Source organism: Kitasatospora sp. NPDC004669 (assembly GCF_040609455.1).
Taxonomy (GTDB): Bacteria; Actinomycetota; Actinomycetes; order Streptomycetales; family Streptomycetaceae; genus Kitasatospora.
The window spans coordinates 150,933-166,357 of sequence record NZ_JBEXKB010000011.1 but is presented as its reverse complement, the minus strand read 5'-3'; the positions used below and the strand labels follow the sequence as shown (position 1 = coordinate 166,357).

Annotated in this window: 14 protein-coding genes; 10 read left to right on the top strand and 4 right to left on the bottom strand. The window is 69.4% G+C overall.

Annotation, left to right across the window (positions count from 1 at the left end):
* The first annotated feature begins 29 nt into the window (after positions 1 to 29).
* The 7 genes from ABZW30_RS12375 to ABZW30_RS12345 are packed head-to-tail and all read left to right on the top strand — an operon-like array spanning position 30 to position 7,865.
* Positions 30 to 2,621 carry a phage tail tape measure protein gene (locus tag ABZW30_RS12375; protein WP_355671012.1) on the top strand — a complete coding sequence of 864 codons (2,592 nt, stop codon included), beginning with the start codon at positions 30 to 32 and terminating at the stop codon, positions 2,619 to 2,621.
* Positions 2,622 to 2,634: 13 nt separating this feature from the next.
* Complete coding sequence (locus ABZW30_RS12370) at positions 2,635 to 5,457, top strand: hypothetical protein (protein WP_355671011.1); 2,823 nt, start codon at positions 2,635 to 2,637, stop codon at positions 5,455 to 5,457.
* Positions 5,458 to 5,471: 14 nt separating this feature from the next.
* The gene (locus tag ABZW30_RS12365; RefSeq protein WP_355671010.1) at positions 5,472 to 6,005 is read left to right on the top strand and encodes a hypothetical protein; all 534 of its coding nucleotides are present in this window, start codon (positions 5,472 to 5,474) and stop codon (positions 6,003 to 6,005) included.
* Complete coding sequence (locus ABZW30_RS12360; RefSeq protein WP_355671009.1) at positions 6,002 to 6,307, top strand: hypothetical protein; 306 nt, start codon at positions 6,002 to 6,004, stop codon at positions 6,305 to 6,307. The genes ABZW30_RS12365 and ABZW30_RS12360 overlap by 4 nt, the downstream gene beginning before the upstream one ends.
* Entirely contained in the window at positions 6,307 to 7,269 is a 963-nt protein-coding gene (locus ABZW30_RS12355) for a glycoside hydrolase family 25 protein (RefSeq protein WP_355671008.1), read from the top strand. Before ABZW30_RS12360 ends, ABZW30_RS12355 begins: the two co-directional genes overlap by 1 nt.
* A 3-nt stretch (positions 7,270 to 7,272) precedes the next feature.
* Complete coding sequence (locus tag ABZW30_RS12350; protein WP_355671007.1) at positions 7,273 to 7,602, top strand: hypothetical protein; 330 nt, start codon at positions 7,273 to 7,275, stop codon at positions 7,600 to 7,602.
* 56 nt (positions 7,603 to 7,658) lie between these two features.
* Positions 7,659 to 7,865 carry a hypothetical protein gene (locus ABZW30_RS12345; protein WP_355671006.1) on the top strand — a complete coding sequence of 69 codons (207 nt, stop codon included), beginning with the start codon at positions 7,659 to 7,661 and terminating at the stop codon, positions 7,863 to 7,865.
* A 54-nt stretch (positions 7,866 to 7,919) separates the two neighbouring features.
* On the opposite strand, the gene ABZW30_RS12340 is transcribed toward ABZW30_RS12345, so the two are convergent.
* Positions 7,920 to 9,266: a transcriptional regulator gene (locus ABZW30_RS12340; protein ID WP_355671005.1), complete on the bottom strand. Its 1,347-nt coding sequence runs from the start codon at positions 9,264 to 9,266 to the stop codon at positions 7,920 to 7,922.
* A gap of 136 nt (positions 9,267 to 9,402) precedes the next feature.
* On the opposite strand from ABZW30_RS12340, the gene ABZW30_RS12335 reads away from it, so the two are divergent.
* Entirely contained in the window at positions 9,403 to 9,987 is a 585-nt protein-coding gene (locus tag ABZW30_RS12335; protein ID WP_355671004.1) for a hypothetical protein, read from the top strand.
* Positions 9,988 to 10,404: 417 nt separating this feature from the next.
* Here the strand turns inward: ABZW30_RS12335 and ABZW30_RS12330 are convergent, their stop codons facing one another.
* The gene (locus ABZW30_RS12330; protein WP_355671003.1) at positions 10,405 to 11,019 is read right to left on the bottom strand and encodes a GntR family transcriptional regulator; all 615 of its coding nucleotides are present in this window, start codon (positions 11,017 to 11,019) and stop codon (positions 10,405 to 10,407) included.
* 494 nt (positions 11,020 to 11,513) lie between these two features.
* Between ABZW30_RS12330 and ABZW30_RS12325 the strand changes: the two genes are divergently transcribed.
* Together ABZW30_RS12325 and ABZW30_RS12320 are read left to right on the top strand one after the other, a co-directional pair.
* Complete coding sequence (locus ABZW30_RS12325; RefSeq protein ID WP_355671002.1) at positions 11,514 to 12,380, top strand: Bax inhibitor-1/YccA family protein; 867 nt, start codon at positions 11,514 to 11,516, stop codon at positions 12,378 to 12,380.
* 80 nt (positions 12,381 to 12,460) lie between these two features.
* Complete coding sequence (locus tag ABZW30_RS12320; RefSeq protein ID WP_355671001.1) at positions 12,461 to 12,829, top strand: hypothetical protein; 369 nt, start codon at positions 12,461 to 12,463, stop codon at positions 12,827 to 12,829.
* Positions 12,830 to 12,921: 92 nt separating this feature from the next.
* Here the strand turns inward: ABZW30_RS12320 and ABZW30_RS12315 are convergent, their stop codons facing one another.
* Together ABZW30_RS12315 and ABZW30_RS12310 are read right to left on the bottom strand one after the other, a co-directional pair.
* Positions 12,922 to 13,863: a hypothetical protein gene (locus ABZW30_RS12315; RefSeq protein ID WP_355671000.1), complete on the bottom strand. Its 942-nt coding sequence runs from the start codon at positions 13,861 to 13,863 to the stop codon at positions 12,922 to 12,924.
* A 289-nt stretch (positions 13,864 to 14,152) separates the two neighbouring features.
* A complete protein-coding gene (locus tag ABZW30_RS12310) occupies positions 14,153 to 15,373 on the bottom strand; it encodes an acetyl-CoA C-acetyltransferase (protein ID WP_355670999.1) in 1,221 nt (406 codons plus the stop codon).
* Positions 15,374 to 15,425 lie beyond the last annotated feature (52 nt).

The following is a 15,425-nucleotide window of genomic DNA, read 5'->3' as shown; positions in this document are numbered from 1 at the left end:
CTGAACAACTGAAGCAGGAGGTGGCATGGATGGCCGGGCTGCCTCCCGTCTTTATCGAGTTCATCGGCTCCAGCAAGGGCGTCAAAACAGCCATCGCCGACACGAAGGCTGCCCTCGCCGAGGCCGACTCCGCCGGGGCGGGCGCGTTCGCCAAGACCGGCATGCTCGGCAAGGCCGCCCTCGCGGGCCTCGGCCTGGCGGCGTTCGAGGCCGGCAAGCACGCCATCGAGGCCGCCGGCGACTTCCAGGCGCAAATGACTCGCGTCCGCACTGGTGCGGGCGAGGCTGCCGAGAACATGCAGATGGTCTCGAACGGCGTGCTGGCCATGGCCGGCCAGGTCGGCCAGAGTACCGAGCACCTCACTGCCGGCCTCTACCAGATCGAGTCTGCGGGCTACCACGGCTCCGCCGCCCTCGAGGTTCTGCGCAACAGCGCGATGGGCGCGAAGGTCGGCGCCGCTGAACTCGGCACTGTTGCCGATGCGGTGACGACCGCGATGAACGCCTACAAGATGAGCGCGGACCAGTCGGCCCAGGCTACGAATGCGCTCATCGCGACCGAGTCCGAGGGCAAGACCAACATGGAGGCCCTCGCCGGGTCCATGTCGAAGATCCTTCCGACGGCTGCCGCCGCGCACGTCGGCCTCAACGAAGTCCTGGGCGCGATGGCCACCATGACCGCGCAGGGCACCAGCGCCGACGTGGCCGCCACCTACCTGCGCCAGACCATCGGCAACCTCTCCAACCCCTCGGGCAAGGCAGCCCAGGAGATGAAGTCCTTGGGCCTCTCCTCGGTCGAAGTCTCGCAGAACCTCGGCAAAAACGGCCTGGCCAGCACGCTGGAGATGCTGACCGACGCCATCCAGTCGAAGATGGGCCCGGCCGGGACGGTGCTGATCGAGCACCTGCGGGCGGCAGCGAAGGACACCAACGCCTACCAGAAGGTTCTGGCCGGGCTGAAGCCCGACCAGCAGACCTACATCGGCGCGCTGGCGGACGCGGTCGGCGGCACCAAGTCGATGATGGCCGCGCTCGAGCTGACCGGCCCGCACATGCAGGACTTCAAGAACAATACGGCGGGCATCAACGAGCACGTCAAGGCCGGTGGGAAGTCGATCGAGGGCTGGGCGGACGTCCAGCAAAACTTCAACCAGAAGCTCGACTCCGCGAAGGCGAGCGCAGGTGCTCTGGCAATCCAGATCGGCCAGTACCTCATGCCCGTCGCCCAGAAGGTGGCCGGGGCCTTCGCGGACGGCGCCCGCTGGATCACCCAGCACGAATGGGCCGCCAAGGCCGCAGCGTTCACCATCGGCGGCGTCCTCGTCGTCGCCCTGGTCGCCCTCTCAGTAGCCCTGTGGAACGTGGCTGCGGCGGCGCTCGCCAACCCGGTGGTCTGGATCATCGTGGGGGTGCTCGCGCTCGTCGCAGCACTCGTCGTCCTCGCGATGCACTGGCGGGCCGTATGGGACTGGATCCGAGGCGCCGGCCACGAGGTAGCGGCAGTCGTCGTCGCCGCCTGGCACTGGCTCGGCGACGAGACCGATGCCGCCTGGCAGTGGGTCTCCACCCACGTCCAGGACGCATGGCACGCCATCGCCAACTTCTTCATCAGCGCCTGGCACACCGTCACGGACCCGATCGTCGCGGCCTGGAACTGGGTCGTCGGCATCACCACGACGATCTGGAACGGCATCCACGACTTCTTCGCGAAGTGGTGGCCGCTGTTGCTGGTGATCTTCTTCCCGGTCCTCGCGATCATCATCGCGATCTGGAACCACTTCCACGAGCAGATCACCGGCACGGTGATGACCGTCTGGCACGCGGTCAGCGACTTCCTCAGCGGCATCTGGAACGGAATCGTCTCCTTCGCCCAAGGCACGTGGGCGGAGGTCCAGACGTGGATCGTCCAGCCCTCGGGTGAGGCACGCGACTATCTCGTCGGCCTGTGGGACGAGGCCTCCGCGTGGCTGTCCGGTAAGTGGCACAGCATCGAGAACACGGCCAAGTCAGTCTGGCACTCGATCCATTCGGCGATCGTCAGCCCGGTCGAGGACGCCGCCGACGCGGTCGGCGGGGCCGTAGACCGGGTCGCCTCCACGGTCAAGAACGGCATCTCCTCGGCCTGGAACGCCGCCAAGGAGAAGGCCAAGGAGTTTGCCGACATCGGCATGGAGATCATCAACGGGATCATCAAGGGCATCTCAGACGGCTGGAACTGGCTCAAGAACAAGGTCAAGGATCTGGCCAACGACGCCCTCAACGCGGCGAAGTCGTTCCTCGGCATCTCCAGCCCGTCAAAAGCGTTTGCCGAGGGCGTCGGGCACTGGATCCCGCACGGTATCGCCGCCGGCATCCAGGCCAGCGCCGGAGTCGCCCTCGCCGCGGTCACCTCCCTGTCCGGGGCCGCAGTCGACGCGGGCGCCCTCACCGCCGCGCAGGTTCAGCCCGCGGTCTCCCTCCCGGGCGCCCCCGCCGGCAGCGGCCAGATCATTCAGCACATCACCAACGTCAACGTCGGGGGCAGTGTGCTGGCCGAACGCGACCTGCGCGACCTCGTCCGGCAGGAGAACTTGCGCGACGGCGCCCGCAACCTCGGCACCTACCAGCCCTACAACCGCTGACAGGAGGCGCCCCATGGCCACCCCGAACCCCAACTGGCCGTTGGTCGAGGAGGCGTGGGGCCCCTACTGGCAGCCCTACGGCGGCCTCATCTCCGCGAACCGCTGGTCGGAGATCACCAGCCGCGTACGCGGCACCGTCTCCCAGAACCGCGGCCGCCAGTACGAGCTGGACCAAGTGCGCGCCGGTGAGCTGCGGTTCAGCCTCGACGCTACCGACGGCGTATTCGACCCCTCGAACGCGGCGTCCCCTTTCGCGGGGCGCGTGCTGCCGATGATCCCCGTCCGGCGCCGAGCCCAGTGGCCGCCCACCATCAACCGGCTCAGCCAGGGGCAGGCGACCGGAGGCGACGTCGGCGGCTGGCCGCTGGGCAGCCTCGACTTCACCTCGACTCAGGTCGCCAGCGACACCGGGACCGGATCGGTCGCGACGGATGCCACCGCCTACCGGGGCGGCCGAGTCCTCCAGTTCCCCGTCCCCAGCACGGCCACCGCAGGCCAGCGCATCGTGCAGACATCCGAGCCGGCTGGCGAGGCCGGGGCCACCTACACGGTGCAGATGCGCGTCCGCAACGTCACGCCGGGCACCACAGTCCAGGTCAAGGCCCACGTGGGCTGGTACCTCACCCCGGCTGGAGCGGCCACCGCCTACGCGTACGGTGCAACCACCACCCTCACCGGCTCGGCCACCGCCGCATGGACGCAGATCACCTGCACCGCCACCCTCCCGGCCAACGCGCTCGCGATCAACGTCGGCGCCAGCGTGGCCGCGGCTCCCGCCGCCACCGTCACCGTGCAGGTCGACGAGTGGCAGCTGGAGAAGAACGCCAGCGCCTCAGCGTGGGTACAGCCCGGAACCTGGTATCCGCTGTACGGCGGGTTCATCGAGCGCTGGCCGCAGTCCTGGACCGACCCCAAGTACGCCCTGGTCAACCCCGTGGCGACAGACACTTTCGCGGCGTTCTCTCAGCTCACCCTCCAGGGCGCGTTCGGCCAGGAGGTCACCGCCCGCGGCCTACGCTTCATGTACACCCTCAGCGACCCCCAGGGCTCCACCGTCGCTGCGGACGCCACTGGCCAGTGCCCGCCCGCCATCGTCACCAACAGCGCCAGCGGGTCTGCGAGCCTGACATTCGGCACCCAGATCACCTCTGCCAGCGCAGGAGGGGCCTACACCGGCGCGCCGGGCACCGTGTGCACCATCACCGGCCAATATCCGGGCAGTGGCCTCCAGGGAGGGCTGACCTACCTGTCCCTGTCGCAGGGAAGCGTCACCGGCCCCGCCAACCCCGCCGAATGGATCCGCATGATTGCGTTCCGGTGGACCGGCGGCGCAATCTCCCCAGCCGCCAACATCTGGGTCTGCCAGGACGGGAACACCAACCCGTCGGCGAACAGCCACACCACCCTCTACCTGGACTCAAGCGGCCACCTGAATCTCACCGTCGCCTCTCCTACCACCAACGCCGGCACGTTCGCGGCCTACCCTGCCACCAACCTCGCGGACGGCAACTGGCATCTGGTGGTGTTCGGGTACTCGGCCAGCTCCAGCTACGTCGTCCTCTCCGTGGACGGCTCCCCCAACGCCTTCCCGGCCGCTCCCTCCACCGCCGCGCCCACGGGCCTCATCTCCGACGTCATCGGCGGCTACGTCGACCCCCGCCTGGGCAACACCGCCTACTACGCCTGGCAGGGAGACCTCTCCTACGCCACCGAGTTCCAGAGCTCCGTCGCCGCCAGCATTGACTCGCCAGCCCTCACCACGATGTACAACGCGTGGAAGAACGCACTCGCCGGGGAGTCCACCGACAGTCGCTACAACCGCGTCCTGTACTGGGCTGGCTACAACGGCGGCAAGTCCGTTCAGACCGGCCGTACCACTGCCATGGGACCCGCCGCCGCCGGTACCGTCCTCCAGCTGCTCCAGGACATCGTCACCACCGAGGGCGGCGCCCACTACGTCGACCGAGCCGGCAACGTTGTTTTCAAGTCCCGCGCCGACCGCTACAACGCCACCACTTCCGCCTACACCTTCGGCGACGGCCCCGGCGAACTGCCGTACGAGCCCGGTTTTGGCACGGACTTCGACCTCACCCGCGTCGCCAACATCGTCACCGCCGCCCAGCCCGGCGGCCAGCCCTTCACCGCCCGCGACAGCACCAGCATCAACCAGTACTTCCCCCATACCGCCACACGCACCATCAACTCCCAGAGCGCACTTGAAGTCCAGGACGCCGCGAACTACCTCCTCAGCAGGTACCGGCAGCCCGCGACGCGGGTCACCTCCCTCACCCTCAACCCCGCCGCCAACCCGGCGCTGTGGCCCGTGTGCCTCAGCCTGGAGCTCGGCATGAGGGTCACGGTCAACCGGCGCCGCGCCGACGGGTCACTGATCTCGTTGGCGTGCTTCGTCGAGAACATCCAGACCGACATGGCCAGGGACACCGCACGGTGGGTGCTGCAGCTCAGCCCGGTCGACACCACGCCGTACGGCCTGTTCGCCTCGTTCCACACCAGCCTGAACGGGTCCCCGGCCGCCGGCGTCACGAGCATCACCATCAACGCCGGCGCGGACAACACCAACCCCGCCGCCGCCCAGCTCGGCCAGGGGCAGCAGCTCGTTCTCGGCCTCGGCACGGCCAATCAGGAGACCGTGACCGTCCAGTCCGTCGGCACCACCACCGCCGGGTGGACCACCGCGGTCATCACCCTCACCGCCGCCACCGTCAGCGCCCACACCGCAGGCGACACCGTGTGCGAGCCACTCCCAGCTGGCGTCACCGATCCCACCACCTGGGACAACGTCGCCAAGTTCGATGCCGCCGCCTTCTCCTACTGACGAAAGGGGGCCCCGTGACAGGCCTCGCCGTCCCCACCCCCGCCAGCGTCGTCCCGGGCGGCTACGACACGGCCGCCCTCTGGAACGCCAACGTTTACAACGGCCTCCAATTCCTCCTCAACCCGCCGCTGTTCGAGGGCTACCAGTCGGCCGCCCAGTCCGTCGCCAACGGATCCGTGACCGCCATCGGGATCGATACCACCACGATCGACACGTACGGCGGCCACTCCAACACCACCAACAACTCCCGCTACACCTGCCAGACTGGCGCGGCCGGCTGGTACCAGGTCATCGCGTGCCTGGGATTCGCCGCCAACGCCAATGGCAGCCGTGCGCTGGAGCTCCACAAGAACGGCACCGTCATCAAGCTGGGCTACGACGGCAGCGACAACACTCGCATCGACATCGCGGGCGCCCTCCAAGCCACTGCGCTCATCCAACTCGCCGTCGGTGACTACGTCGAAGCATTCGCCTACCAGACCTCCGGCGGGTCCCTGGCCACCAACGCCGTCGCCACCGGTATGACCGTCATCTGGAAGCACGCATGACCACACCCACCCCTGCTGGCGCTCCCGGCTGCATCGCCGCCAGCTGCACCAACCCGGCCACCGTCCAGTGGAAGCGCCGCACCGACCCAGGCCACGTCGTCGCCGTCTTCAGCTGCGACAACCACGCCATCAGCCTCGACGCCGCCGCACACGTCCACGCCACCACCTGCGCCGCACCGGGCCCCACCGGCTGCACCTGCACCCCAGAACCCATCCAGCCCAGCACCCCCGCGCAGGCCACACCCCCGAACCTGCCGCCCGGCTGGGTGACCCCCGCGACCTCACCAACTGGAGCCGCCTGATGGGTATCTACGGCCAGGACTGGGCCAGCTACCAGGACTCTCAGCCCGACACCTCGGGTCTCTCGTTCGTCTTCACGAAGGTCACCGAGGGCACCGGCTACATCAACCCCCGCTGGGTCGCCCAACGCGACCACGCCAAGGCCAACGGGCTCGTGTGGGGCGGCTACCACTACCCGCACATGGCGAACTCGCCGCAGGCGGAAGCCGACTACTTCCTCTCCCAAGTCGCGTGGCAGCCCGGTGACCTGATCGTCCTGGACTGGGAGGGCTACGACCAGGCCAACCAGAACGTGAGCCGGGCCGACCAGGCCGCGTACAAGGAGGCGTGGCTCCGCTACGTGAAGCAGCGCATGCCGAACACCCCGGTCGGCATGTACTGCAACACCGACTACTGGCGGAACGTCGACAAGACCAGCTACGCGGGCGATTTCCTTTGGATTGCCACCGCTGGCCGTGCCGCGGGCGACCCCGGCATCCAGGCCAACTGGCTGTTCCACCAGTACAGCGACCAGCCCGTCGACTCCGACTACTGCCACCACGGCAGTGTCGACGAACTCCGAGCCTGGGCCAGCTCGTTCGCCAGCCCCAGCACTCCCACCCCGCAGACCCCGGAGGCCGACATGCCCCTCAATGACGCCGATAAGCAGATGATCACCGACATCGTGCGGAACACCGTGCGGTCCGGGCCGCCCTCGGACCGCGACGCCTACGCGGTCGCGAACTTCTTCGCTTACGCGCTTGCCGGCCAGGTGCCGCCCGGCGGGGACAGCGGTGTGGCCCAGATGGCCGGTTGGCTGCACCAGACCACCCAGACCTGCATGGGCGCGGTAGTGGACGACCGGCTGACCGCCTTCAACCTGGAGCAGAAGATCGCCGACGCGGTCGCCGCGGCGGTCGGTCCCGCTGTCGCCAAGGCCTTGTCCGCCGGGATCCAGCTGACTGTCACCCCGAAGGGAAACTGACCCATGTCCGACTCCGCCCGCCGCACGGTCCGCACGATCGTCGCGCTCGTTCTCGGCGCGCTGCCCGGCCTGCCGCTGCTCGTCCACACCGCCGGGCTGCCCTCCACGCTACCCGGCCTCGGCACCGTCCTCGCGGCGGCCGCCGCCATCACCCGCATCCTCGCCCTCCCGGCGGTCGACGCCTGGATGCCGTCCTGGCTACGGATGACCCCGCCGAAGGCCGAGCTGTCTCCGATCACCGCGCCGCTGGTCGTTGACACAGCTGCCGTGGTCGACGCCCTCACAAAGGGCATCCAGGCGCCGCCCGTCCCGCCGACCGCGAGCCGCGAGTGACCAGCCCGGCCCCGGACGCTGGGGTGTACATAAGCCCGGCGCAGACGCACGCGGAGGTGAGGCGGATCGCCGACGGCCAGATCCGCATGGAGGCCAAGCTTGACGCGATCCTCGGTGACCAGCGCGAGCACCGGGAGACGATCGCGGACCACGAATCCCGCATCCGGCACCTGGAGGCCAACAGGTGGCCCCTCCCCACCATCTCGGCCATCGGCGCCGTCGTCGCCGTCATCGCCTCCGTCGCACCCATGATCAGCCGCTGAACCACCACGCCCCCGCTCTCCTCCGGGAGGGCGGGGGCGCTTCGTCGTGTCTGGCTAGGCCGCGGTCAGGACGCGCGCCCGCTCGGCGAAGTCGGCAACCAGCCGGTGACGTCCGAACGGTTCCATGCGCTTCTGCAGATCAGCCACCGCTTCCACGGCTCGGCTGCTCTTGACCTTGCCCGCGAGAGAGAGCGTCCGCAGCCCGGCAGCATGGGCCTGCTCCAAATCACGCCGCTGGAGATGGGTAGAAGCGAGCGCGGCCTGAGAGAGAGCGCCCCGGCGGGCCCGATTCTGCTGGCGTGCGTGATCGATGCTCCACTTGGCGTGATCAGCGGCTCCGGCGTGATCACCAACGTCCCGGAGCGTCATGGCGTGCTCGCCGTGTAGGTAGGCCGGGTCGATGAACAGCGCCCATTCAGGCTCGCGTTCGTGGTCGATCTGCTCAGCAGCCACCTCGGACTGGGTCACAGCGGCCACCGCCCCAGTCTTGTCACCCAGGGCCGCAAGCGCCCGACCTTCGAGGGCCCAGAGGTCGGCGAGTGCGGCGGCGGAGGACCCGCGCAGGCCGTGCCGACCGGACTGGGCGAGCCGCAGGCCCTCTTCGGGGTGCCCGAGGAGGGTGGCCTGGTCGGCCATCCCCGCGAGGACGTGCGCGCCGAGGGGCACGTTCGCGGATTCCTGGGCAAGTCGCAGGGACTGGATGAGGTAGCGCTGGGCAGTACCGTGCTCGCCGTTGTCGTAGGCCATCCACCCAAGGAGGTAGGTCTGTTCGGCGGCGGCCTCGCAGAGGGCCCGGCGTACGTCATCGGCTTGCGGGCGTCGGAGAAGCGGGTAGACGTGAACGTTCATGTAGGCAGCGAGGACGAGCCGGCCGCTGCCACCACCCTGGAAGATGTCGATCCGCTGGAACTCGGAGAACATGTTCTTGACGGCGGTGACGTCTTCAAGGCGGACGCGCGGGCCCGGTTCGGGCTGCTGGTCGAGGGTGGCGAGGAGCCAGTCCCTGGACGGGCCGGTTGCGGCGACGGCGGCGAACGGTGCGGCGGCCAAGAACTTCCTGCGGTCCACGTCTGCTCTCCCCAGGTCAGAGACGGTCTCCACCGTAACCACCCAGTCCCGGTTGTACAGCAGAGAGCGGTCCTCGGCCGGGCTTTCACCGAGTCCGAGATCGGTTGATGTGACCCGATATCCGACCTCGGCCGAAATGACGTCGGCAGCGATTCCGGGCAGCGGTCGACGCGGCTGATTGCCCTCCAGCCAGCGCCGGATCGCCGTGCCATCTGTCGAGATTTGGGCCTGTCCAGCCTCGTGAGCTGCGTCTTTGATCCGTCGGGCGAACTCGCGGTTGCTCAGGCCGGCACGCTTGAGCCACTCCGCGAGCTTGAGGTTCGGCTCCTTCATGGCTCCTACCTACCCTCCATTGCCACGTCGCGCAGAAGTGCCACCCTGTGCCACCCCCGAGGTGATCGCGTGCGCTGTCGTCTGGGGTGTTGCCTAGGCGTGATGGTAGACCCGGAGCTCTAGGAAGGGGCCCGTGTTGACGGCCGCCGAACGCAACGTATCGGACCTGTCGTTATCGGCATGGACATGGATCGATTCCACGCCCGATGGGCTGGTCGCATTCATGATGATCACCCCGTCCAGTGGCGAGGCTCGCGGGCTTCGATCGCTCGCGACCACCGCAGGCCTGGCAGCGCCGGACATGCCGCTGCCGTCGCCCGGGATCCGCATGGTTCTCGACGGCCCGGACGCGCTCGTACTGCTGCCCGGGGTGGCTGGCGCCATCCGGGTCCCTGCGAACGATGGGTGGGCGGACTTCGTGCGCCGCGGCGGCGCCATCGTCCTCATGATGGGGCAGCGCTACCTCGCCTCCAGCGCTCGCCGGATTGACGTCGAGGAGTACCTGCAGCAAGCGCTGCTTTCGCGTCAACTCTGGCTCGGGAAGACCACGCTGGCCGCCGACTACACCGCCCAGCAGTGCCGCGGCGAGGCCTGCATCTGTTGCGGCCGAGCCGAGCCGCCACTGCGATCGGTCGGCCACGCCTATACGCCCACATCCGGGGCCCCGCTCGGCTGGGCTGTCATGGCCCATCCTCAGTGCGTTGAGACGGAGACGCAGTGATCATCGTTGCCCCGCGTCCAGGTACCCCGACCGACGTTGTCATCAGTCTGGACATCGACCGAGCCGGACGGTACATCAGTGCCGAGTGTCAGTTCGAGGCGCACTGGGCCTGTCCCGGCGGCCTACAGGGCGAAGCCGGAGCCCCGCCGCTGCTGTGCACGTGCGGGACGCCCGAATGCTCCTGCGCTCGCAACCTGCCTGGCGGGTCCCAGTGAGCGCCGCTGGCTACTGCCGCGAGTGCGGCCAGTATGGGCGGGGAAACTTCGACGACATCCGCACATCCCTGACGGACTGGATCGTCGACCACGTCGGCTGCCCGGGGCCGCCGGAGCCCGCTTTGGAGGATGGCCCGGATGCGGACCCGCCGAAGTAGCCCAGCTCCCTGGCCGGCCGTACGGCGGTGCGGTCGGCCAGGGCCTACCTCAGCCGGACACGCCAGCGGTCGGCCGGCAAGGTGATCTCTGCGTACTCCACCGGTCTCCCGGCAGCAGTGCGGACTAGTTCCACAACGAGAGCAGGTAGACCGGCAATGAGGCCGAGGTCAGTCCCGTCAGCATCACTCAGCTGCCGGAACACTACGTCGGCGGTCGAATCTGTCCATGTCGGATGGGCGCTCGACGCACGCCATGTAGTGACCAGATGCGACGGGCGGCCGTCGGCGTCGAGCATCTCGATTCGCTCCCGGTATACCCGTGTGCCGCGGGATAACCCGAGCCGGGTGGCCACGTCAAGCGGGGCCAGGATGCGACTCGACCAGCTGTCGCCCCGGTGCGGCCACGGGGCGTCCGGATCGGAGAGAGTGCGCACGGCAACAGGATGGGACACGGTTAGCCGCCGCCGCGCTGGCCCTTCGATTTTCCCGGCGAGCCGGAGCGTTGTGATTGCGTCCCGAACGGCCCCCTCGCCGACACCGTACATGCGGGTCATCTGCCTGCGAGAAGGGAGCTGATGCCCAGGCGGCCACTCGCCGTCGGCGATTCGGCGGCGCACGTCGGTGACGATGCGCTGGTAATCAGCGTCCGGCATCGACATCCCTGGTGATCATGGGTCTGGGCATGGCCAGGCTATGGATCCGGGGATAGGCTGGGACCTCCCAGATTTGGCCATGATCAACACGGAGCGGCGCAAACGCCACCCTCGACCAGCTCCAGTCCGTGCTCCGCAAGGCTGAGAGTGGAGCTGACCAGCAGGGCCTTGACCTCGACGGGGGTTGGGGCCCTGCTGCTATCTGCGGTGTTCCCTGCGGTGTTCCCCTGGGAACACGGTCCACGGATGACATCGGTTGAAACGGCCTGAGACCTCCCGAAGCAGCTCGAAACCCGCAGCGTGTGACGTTGTGCCAGGTCAGAGGGCTGTACGGGTCGGGTTCGAGTCCGGCTCCGGGCACCACTCGACCCGCGGGGACGCCGTCGGCGTCCCCGCCGGGAGTCGTTCACCGGATCATCCTCGCGGCGTATCCCGAATGTTTTGCCAAGCCATTACCCTGGTGTGCGGGCGGTGCAGTGCCGCCACGGAGGGAATGAGCAATGAGAAGCAGCAACCCGGTCTTTGCGCGGGAGGGGTCCTTCACCCGCGAGCCCGGCTACGCGGGGTTCGGTACCACCGCGCAGGCCGGGGGTCCGTACGGCAACCCCTACGCGGGCACCCCCTACGCCCAGCCGCAGGGGCAGGGCCCGCTGACGGACGAGCAGCTGTACCAGATGTACAACGGGCCGTCGGCCGGCCCGGCGGCCACCGGGCGGATGACGCTCGACGACGTGGTCGCCCGCACGGCCATGACGCTGCTCACCCTGGTCGCCGCCGGCGCGGTGGCCTGGTTCACGCTGCCGTTCGAGAACTTCGGCTTCGCGATCGGCGCCAGCCTGGTGGCCATGGTGGTCGGCCTGGTGGTCTCGTTCAAGCGCAGCGTCAGCCCGCCGCTGATCCTGCTGTACGCGGCCCTGGAGGGCTTCGCGCTCGGCGCCGTCACCCACGCCCTCAACACCATGCTGAACGGCATCGCGATCCAGGCGGTGCTGGGCACGGCGGCGGTCTTCGGGACGATGCTGTTCGCCTACAAGAGCGGCCGGATCCGGGTCACCCCGCGCTACACCCGGATCGGCATCGCGGTCGCGATGGGCTTCGTGCTGCTGATGCTGATCAACGTGATCGCGATGGCCTTCGGCGCCGACATGGGCCTGCGCTCCGGCCCGCTGGGCGTGGTGGTCGGCCTGATCGGCATCGGCCTCGGCGCCTTCTTCCTGTCGCTGGACTTCGCGGAGATCGAGACGGCCATCGCGCAGGGCGCCCCGCAGCGCGAGTCCTGGCGGGCCGCCTTCGGGCTGACCCTGTCGCTGGTCTGGATCTACGTCGAGATGCTGCGGCTGATCGCGATCCTGCGCGGCGACGACTGACGCACCGCCGGTCGTCACCCACTGCCGCCGGGCCCCGGAGCGAACTGCTTCGGGGCCCGGCGGCGTTTAGGCTCCTCTCCATGCATGACGTACAGCCCCTGGTCGAAGCCGTGGACTCCCTGGCGGATCGTTTCCGCTCGCTGCCGCAGAGCAAGCTGCTGGGCGCCGTGCCCGGGCACGCCTCGCGGGCGGCGGCCGTGCTGGCGCTGGCCCGGCGGCTCGCCGCGCTGGCGCTGGCGGCGGAGGGCGGGCCCGAGCGGGAGTTCCCGGACGCCGGGGCCTTCGCGGTGGGGGACCAGCTGGCTGTCGCCGGGCACGACCTGGCGGTCGCGCTGACCGCCCTGCCGGAGGACGCCGAGCTGGCGCTGCCGGACGGCCCGGTGGCGGCGGCCGAGGTGCTGGCCGGGGCGGTGGCCGCGGTGCACGAGACGACCGAGCTCTGCGCCTGAGACCTCCCGGAGCCGGACATGACGAAGGCCGGCCGGGTCCGCAACCCCTGGACCCGGCCGGCCTTCGGCCGTGCTGCGCGGATGAGTCGGCGTCAGATGCTGGCGACCACCCGGTCGGCGAGCACGTAGACGGCCTCCTCGTCGGTGGAGAAGGTCAGCGAGTACGAACCGGAGAAGCGCGAGCCGCCGAGCAGCCGGACGTGCTCACCGGCGCGGACCGCGTCGATCAGCCGGTAGGCGGCCTCCCGGTCGCCCGGGGCCACGCACAGCGTGGTGCCGTCGGCGAAGGCGTACACGTCCAGGGTGCCCAGCGGGCCGGGGCGGACGTCGACCAGGGCGACGGCCTCCTCGGCGAGGGTGGCCAGCCGGGTGTCGGTCCACTCGCGGGACGGCGCCTGGCTCGGCACGAAGTCGGGGTGCGAGGGGTGGCGGCGCGGGTCGGGCACGGCGACCGGGGCGTCCTCCACGGTCGGTTCGGCGTCCAGCAGCCCGGCCTCCAGACCGGTGGCCAGCAGGTCGGCCTCGCGGCGGGCCCGGGCGTCCTTGGCGGTCTCGCCGACAGGGTGGCCGGGGCGCAGCGGCGCGCCGCCCTCGGTGCCGGGCTCGGCCGGGCCGGTGCCGCCCTCGTTGATCAGGTCCTCCAACGCGGAGCGCAGCGCCTCGCCGAACTCCGGGTCCATCGTCCCGGCGTTGTCGGCGGCGTCCTGCGGGCCGGTGGGGCGGGGGAAGAACAGCGGCCACTCGTCGGTGCCGGTGAACACCCCGGTGAAGGGGGAGTCGAACAGCGGTGCGTCCTCGGCCGCGCGGGCCTCCTGCTCGGCCCAGAACGCCCGGGCCTCGGTGATCTCCCGTTCGCGGTCGGCGGCGAGCGCCTCGGCGACGGCCCGGCGTATCGCGGCCTCGTCGACAGGTGCGGGCGCGGCCTGGGTCGCGGCCTGCGCGTCCAGTCGGCGGGAGAGTCCCCGGAGGTGGAGCAGCACGGCGGTCGACACGGCGATCAGGGTCAACAGCAGGATGGTGTAGACGGCGCTCACGGAACGTACTCCTAGCGAGGAGCGGAACGGGGTTACGTGTCCACACTGCCGCATTCGGGGGTGTTACCGCAGTGGCGAATGTCTAATTCGTCCAGAACTTTCGCTCTTGTCCCCAAATTGTTAGGTAACACCGTTCTACGCAGTGGAGTTGATCCGCTCCGCAGTGTCGATTTCCGGACCGGAAGTGAACGGGAAGAGGGCCGGATCGACCTCGCGGTGTGATCCGGCCCTCAATTACGCTACGTCACTCCAAGTGGGTGGTCTAGACCTTTGAAGCGGTTCGGCGGGGTCAGCTGAGGCGCTCGATGACCATGGCCATGCCCTGGCCGCCGCCGACGCACATGGTCTCCAGGCCGAACTGCTTGTCATGCCACTGCAGGGAGTTGATCAGCGTGGTGGTGATCCGGGCGCCGGTCATGCCGAAGGGGTGGCCGACCGCGATGGCGCCGCCGTTGACGTTCAGCTTGTCGATGTCGATGCCGAGGTCACGGTAGGAGGGGATCACCTGGGCCGCGAAGGCCTCGTTGATCTCGACCAGGTCGATGTCGTCGATGGTCAGGCCGGCCCGCTTGAGCGCCTGCTTGGAGGCCTCGACCGGGCCGTAGCCCATGATCTCGGGGGAGAGTCCGCTGACGCCGGTGGAGACCACCCGGGCGAGCGGGGTGATGCCGAGCTCGCGGGCCTTGGTGTCGGACATGATGACCAGCGCGGCGGCGCCGTCGTTCAGCGGGCAGCAGTTGCCGGCGGTCACGGTGCCGTCGGGGCGGAACACCGGCTTCAGCCCGGACACACCCTCCAGGGTGACGCCGGCGCGCGGGCCGTCGTCGGTGCTCACCACGGTGCCGTCCGGGAGCGTGACCGGGGTGATCTCGCGCTCCCAGAAGCCGGCCTTTATCGCCGCCTCGGCGAGGTTCTGCGAACGCACGCCGAACTCGTCCTGGTCGGCGCGGGTGATGCCCTTGAGCGCGGCCAGGTTCTCGGCGGTCTGGCCCATCGCGATGTAGGCGTCCGGCAGCAGGCCGTCCTCGCGCGGGTCGTGCCACTCGCCGCCGCCCTCCTCGGCGCGCTTCTTGGTGCGGGCCTGGGCCTCGTCGAAGATCGGGTTCATGGTGCCCGGCAGGCCGTCCGAGGTGCCCTTGATGCTGCGCGAGACGGTCTCGACGCCGGCCGAGATGAAGACGTCGCCCTCGCCGGCCTTGATCGCGTGCAGCGCCATCCGCGTGGTCTGCAGCGAGGAGGAACAGTAGCGGGTGATGGTGGCGCCGGGCAGGTAGTCCATGCCCATCTGCACGGCCACGATGCGGGCCAGGTTGTGGCCCTGCTCGCCGCCCGGCAGGCCGCAGCCGAGCATCAGGTCGTCGATCTCGCGCGGGTCGAGCTGCGGGACCTTGGCCAGGGCGGCCTGGATGATGTGGGCGGTCAGGTCGTCCGGGCGGACATCCTTGAGTGAACCCTTGAACGCCCGGCCGATCGGCGAACGGGCGGCGCTGACGATGACGGCTTCGGGCATGGCGGGCTCCTTGCTGAGTGACGACGGACTGGCGGTCCGGGAGGTAAGCTAC

Excerpts from the sequence above, each read along its gene's own strand:
- ABZW30_RS12375 (WP_355671012.1), top strand. The coding sequence starts at position 30 with ATGGCCGGGCTGCCTCCCGTCTTTATCGAGTTCATCGGCTCCAGCAAG.
- ABZW30_RS12325 (WP_355671002.1), top strand. The coding sequence starts at position 11,514 with ATGAGAAGCAGCAACCCGGTCTTTGCGCGGGAGGGGTCCTTCACCCGC.
- ABZW30_RS12340 (WP_355671005.1), bottom strand. The coding sequence starts at position 9,266 with ATGAAGGAGCCGAACCTCAAGCTCGCGGAGTGGCTCAAGCGTGCCGGC.
- ABZW30_RS12360 (WP_355671009.1), top strand. The coding sequence starts at position 6,002 with ATGACCACACCCACCCCTGCTGGCGCTCCCGGCTGCATCGCCGCCAGC.
- ABZW30_RS12330 (WP_355671003.1), bottom strand. The coding sequence starts at position 11,019 with ATGTCGATGCCGGACGCTGATTACCAGCGCATCGTCACCGACGTGCGC.
- ABZW30_RS12355 (WP_355671008.1), top strand. The coding sequence starts at position 6,307 with ATGGGTATCTACGGCCAGGACTGGGCCAGCTACCAGGACTCTCAGCCC.
- ABZW30_RS12310 (WP_355670999.1), bottom strand. The coding sequence starts at position 15,373 with ATGCCCGAAGCCGTCATCGTCAGCGCCGCCCGTTCGCCGATCGGCCGG.
- ABZW30_RS12370 (WP_355671011.1), top strand. The coding sequence starts at position 2,635 with ATGGCCACCCCGAACCCCAACTGGCCGTTGGTCGAGGAGGCGTGGGGC.
- ABZW30_RS12320 (WP_355671001.1), top strand. The coding sequence starts at position 12,461 with ATGCATGACGTACAGCCCCTGGTCGAAGCCGTGGACTCCCTGGCGGAT.
- ABZW30_RS12350 (WP_355671007.1), top strand. The coding sequence starts at position 7,273 with ATGTCCGACTCCGCCCGCCGCACGGTCCGCACGATCGTCGCGCTCGTT.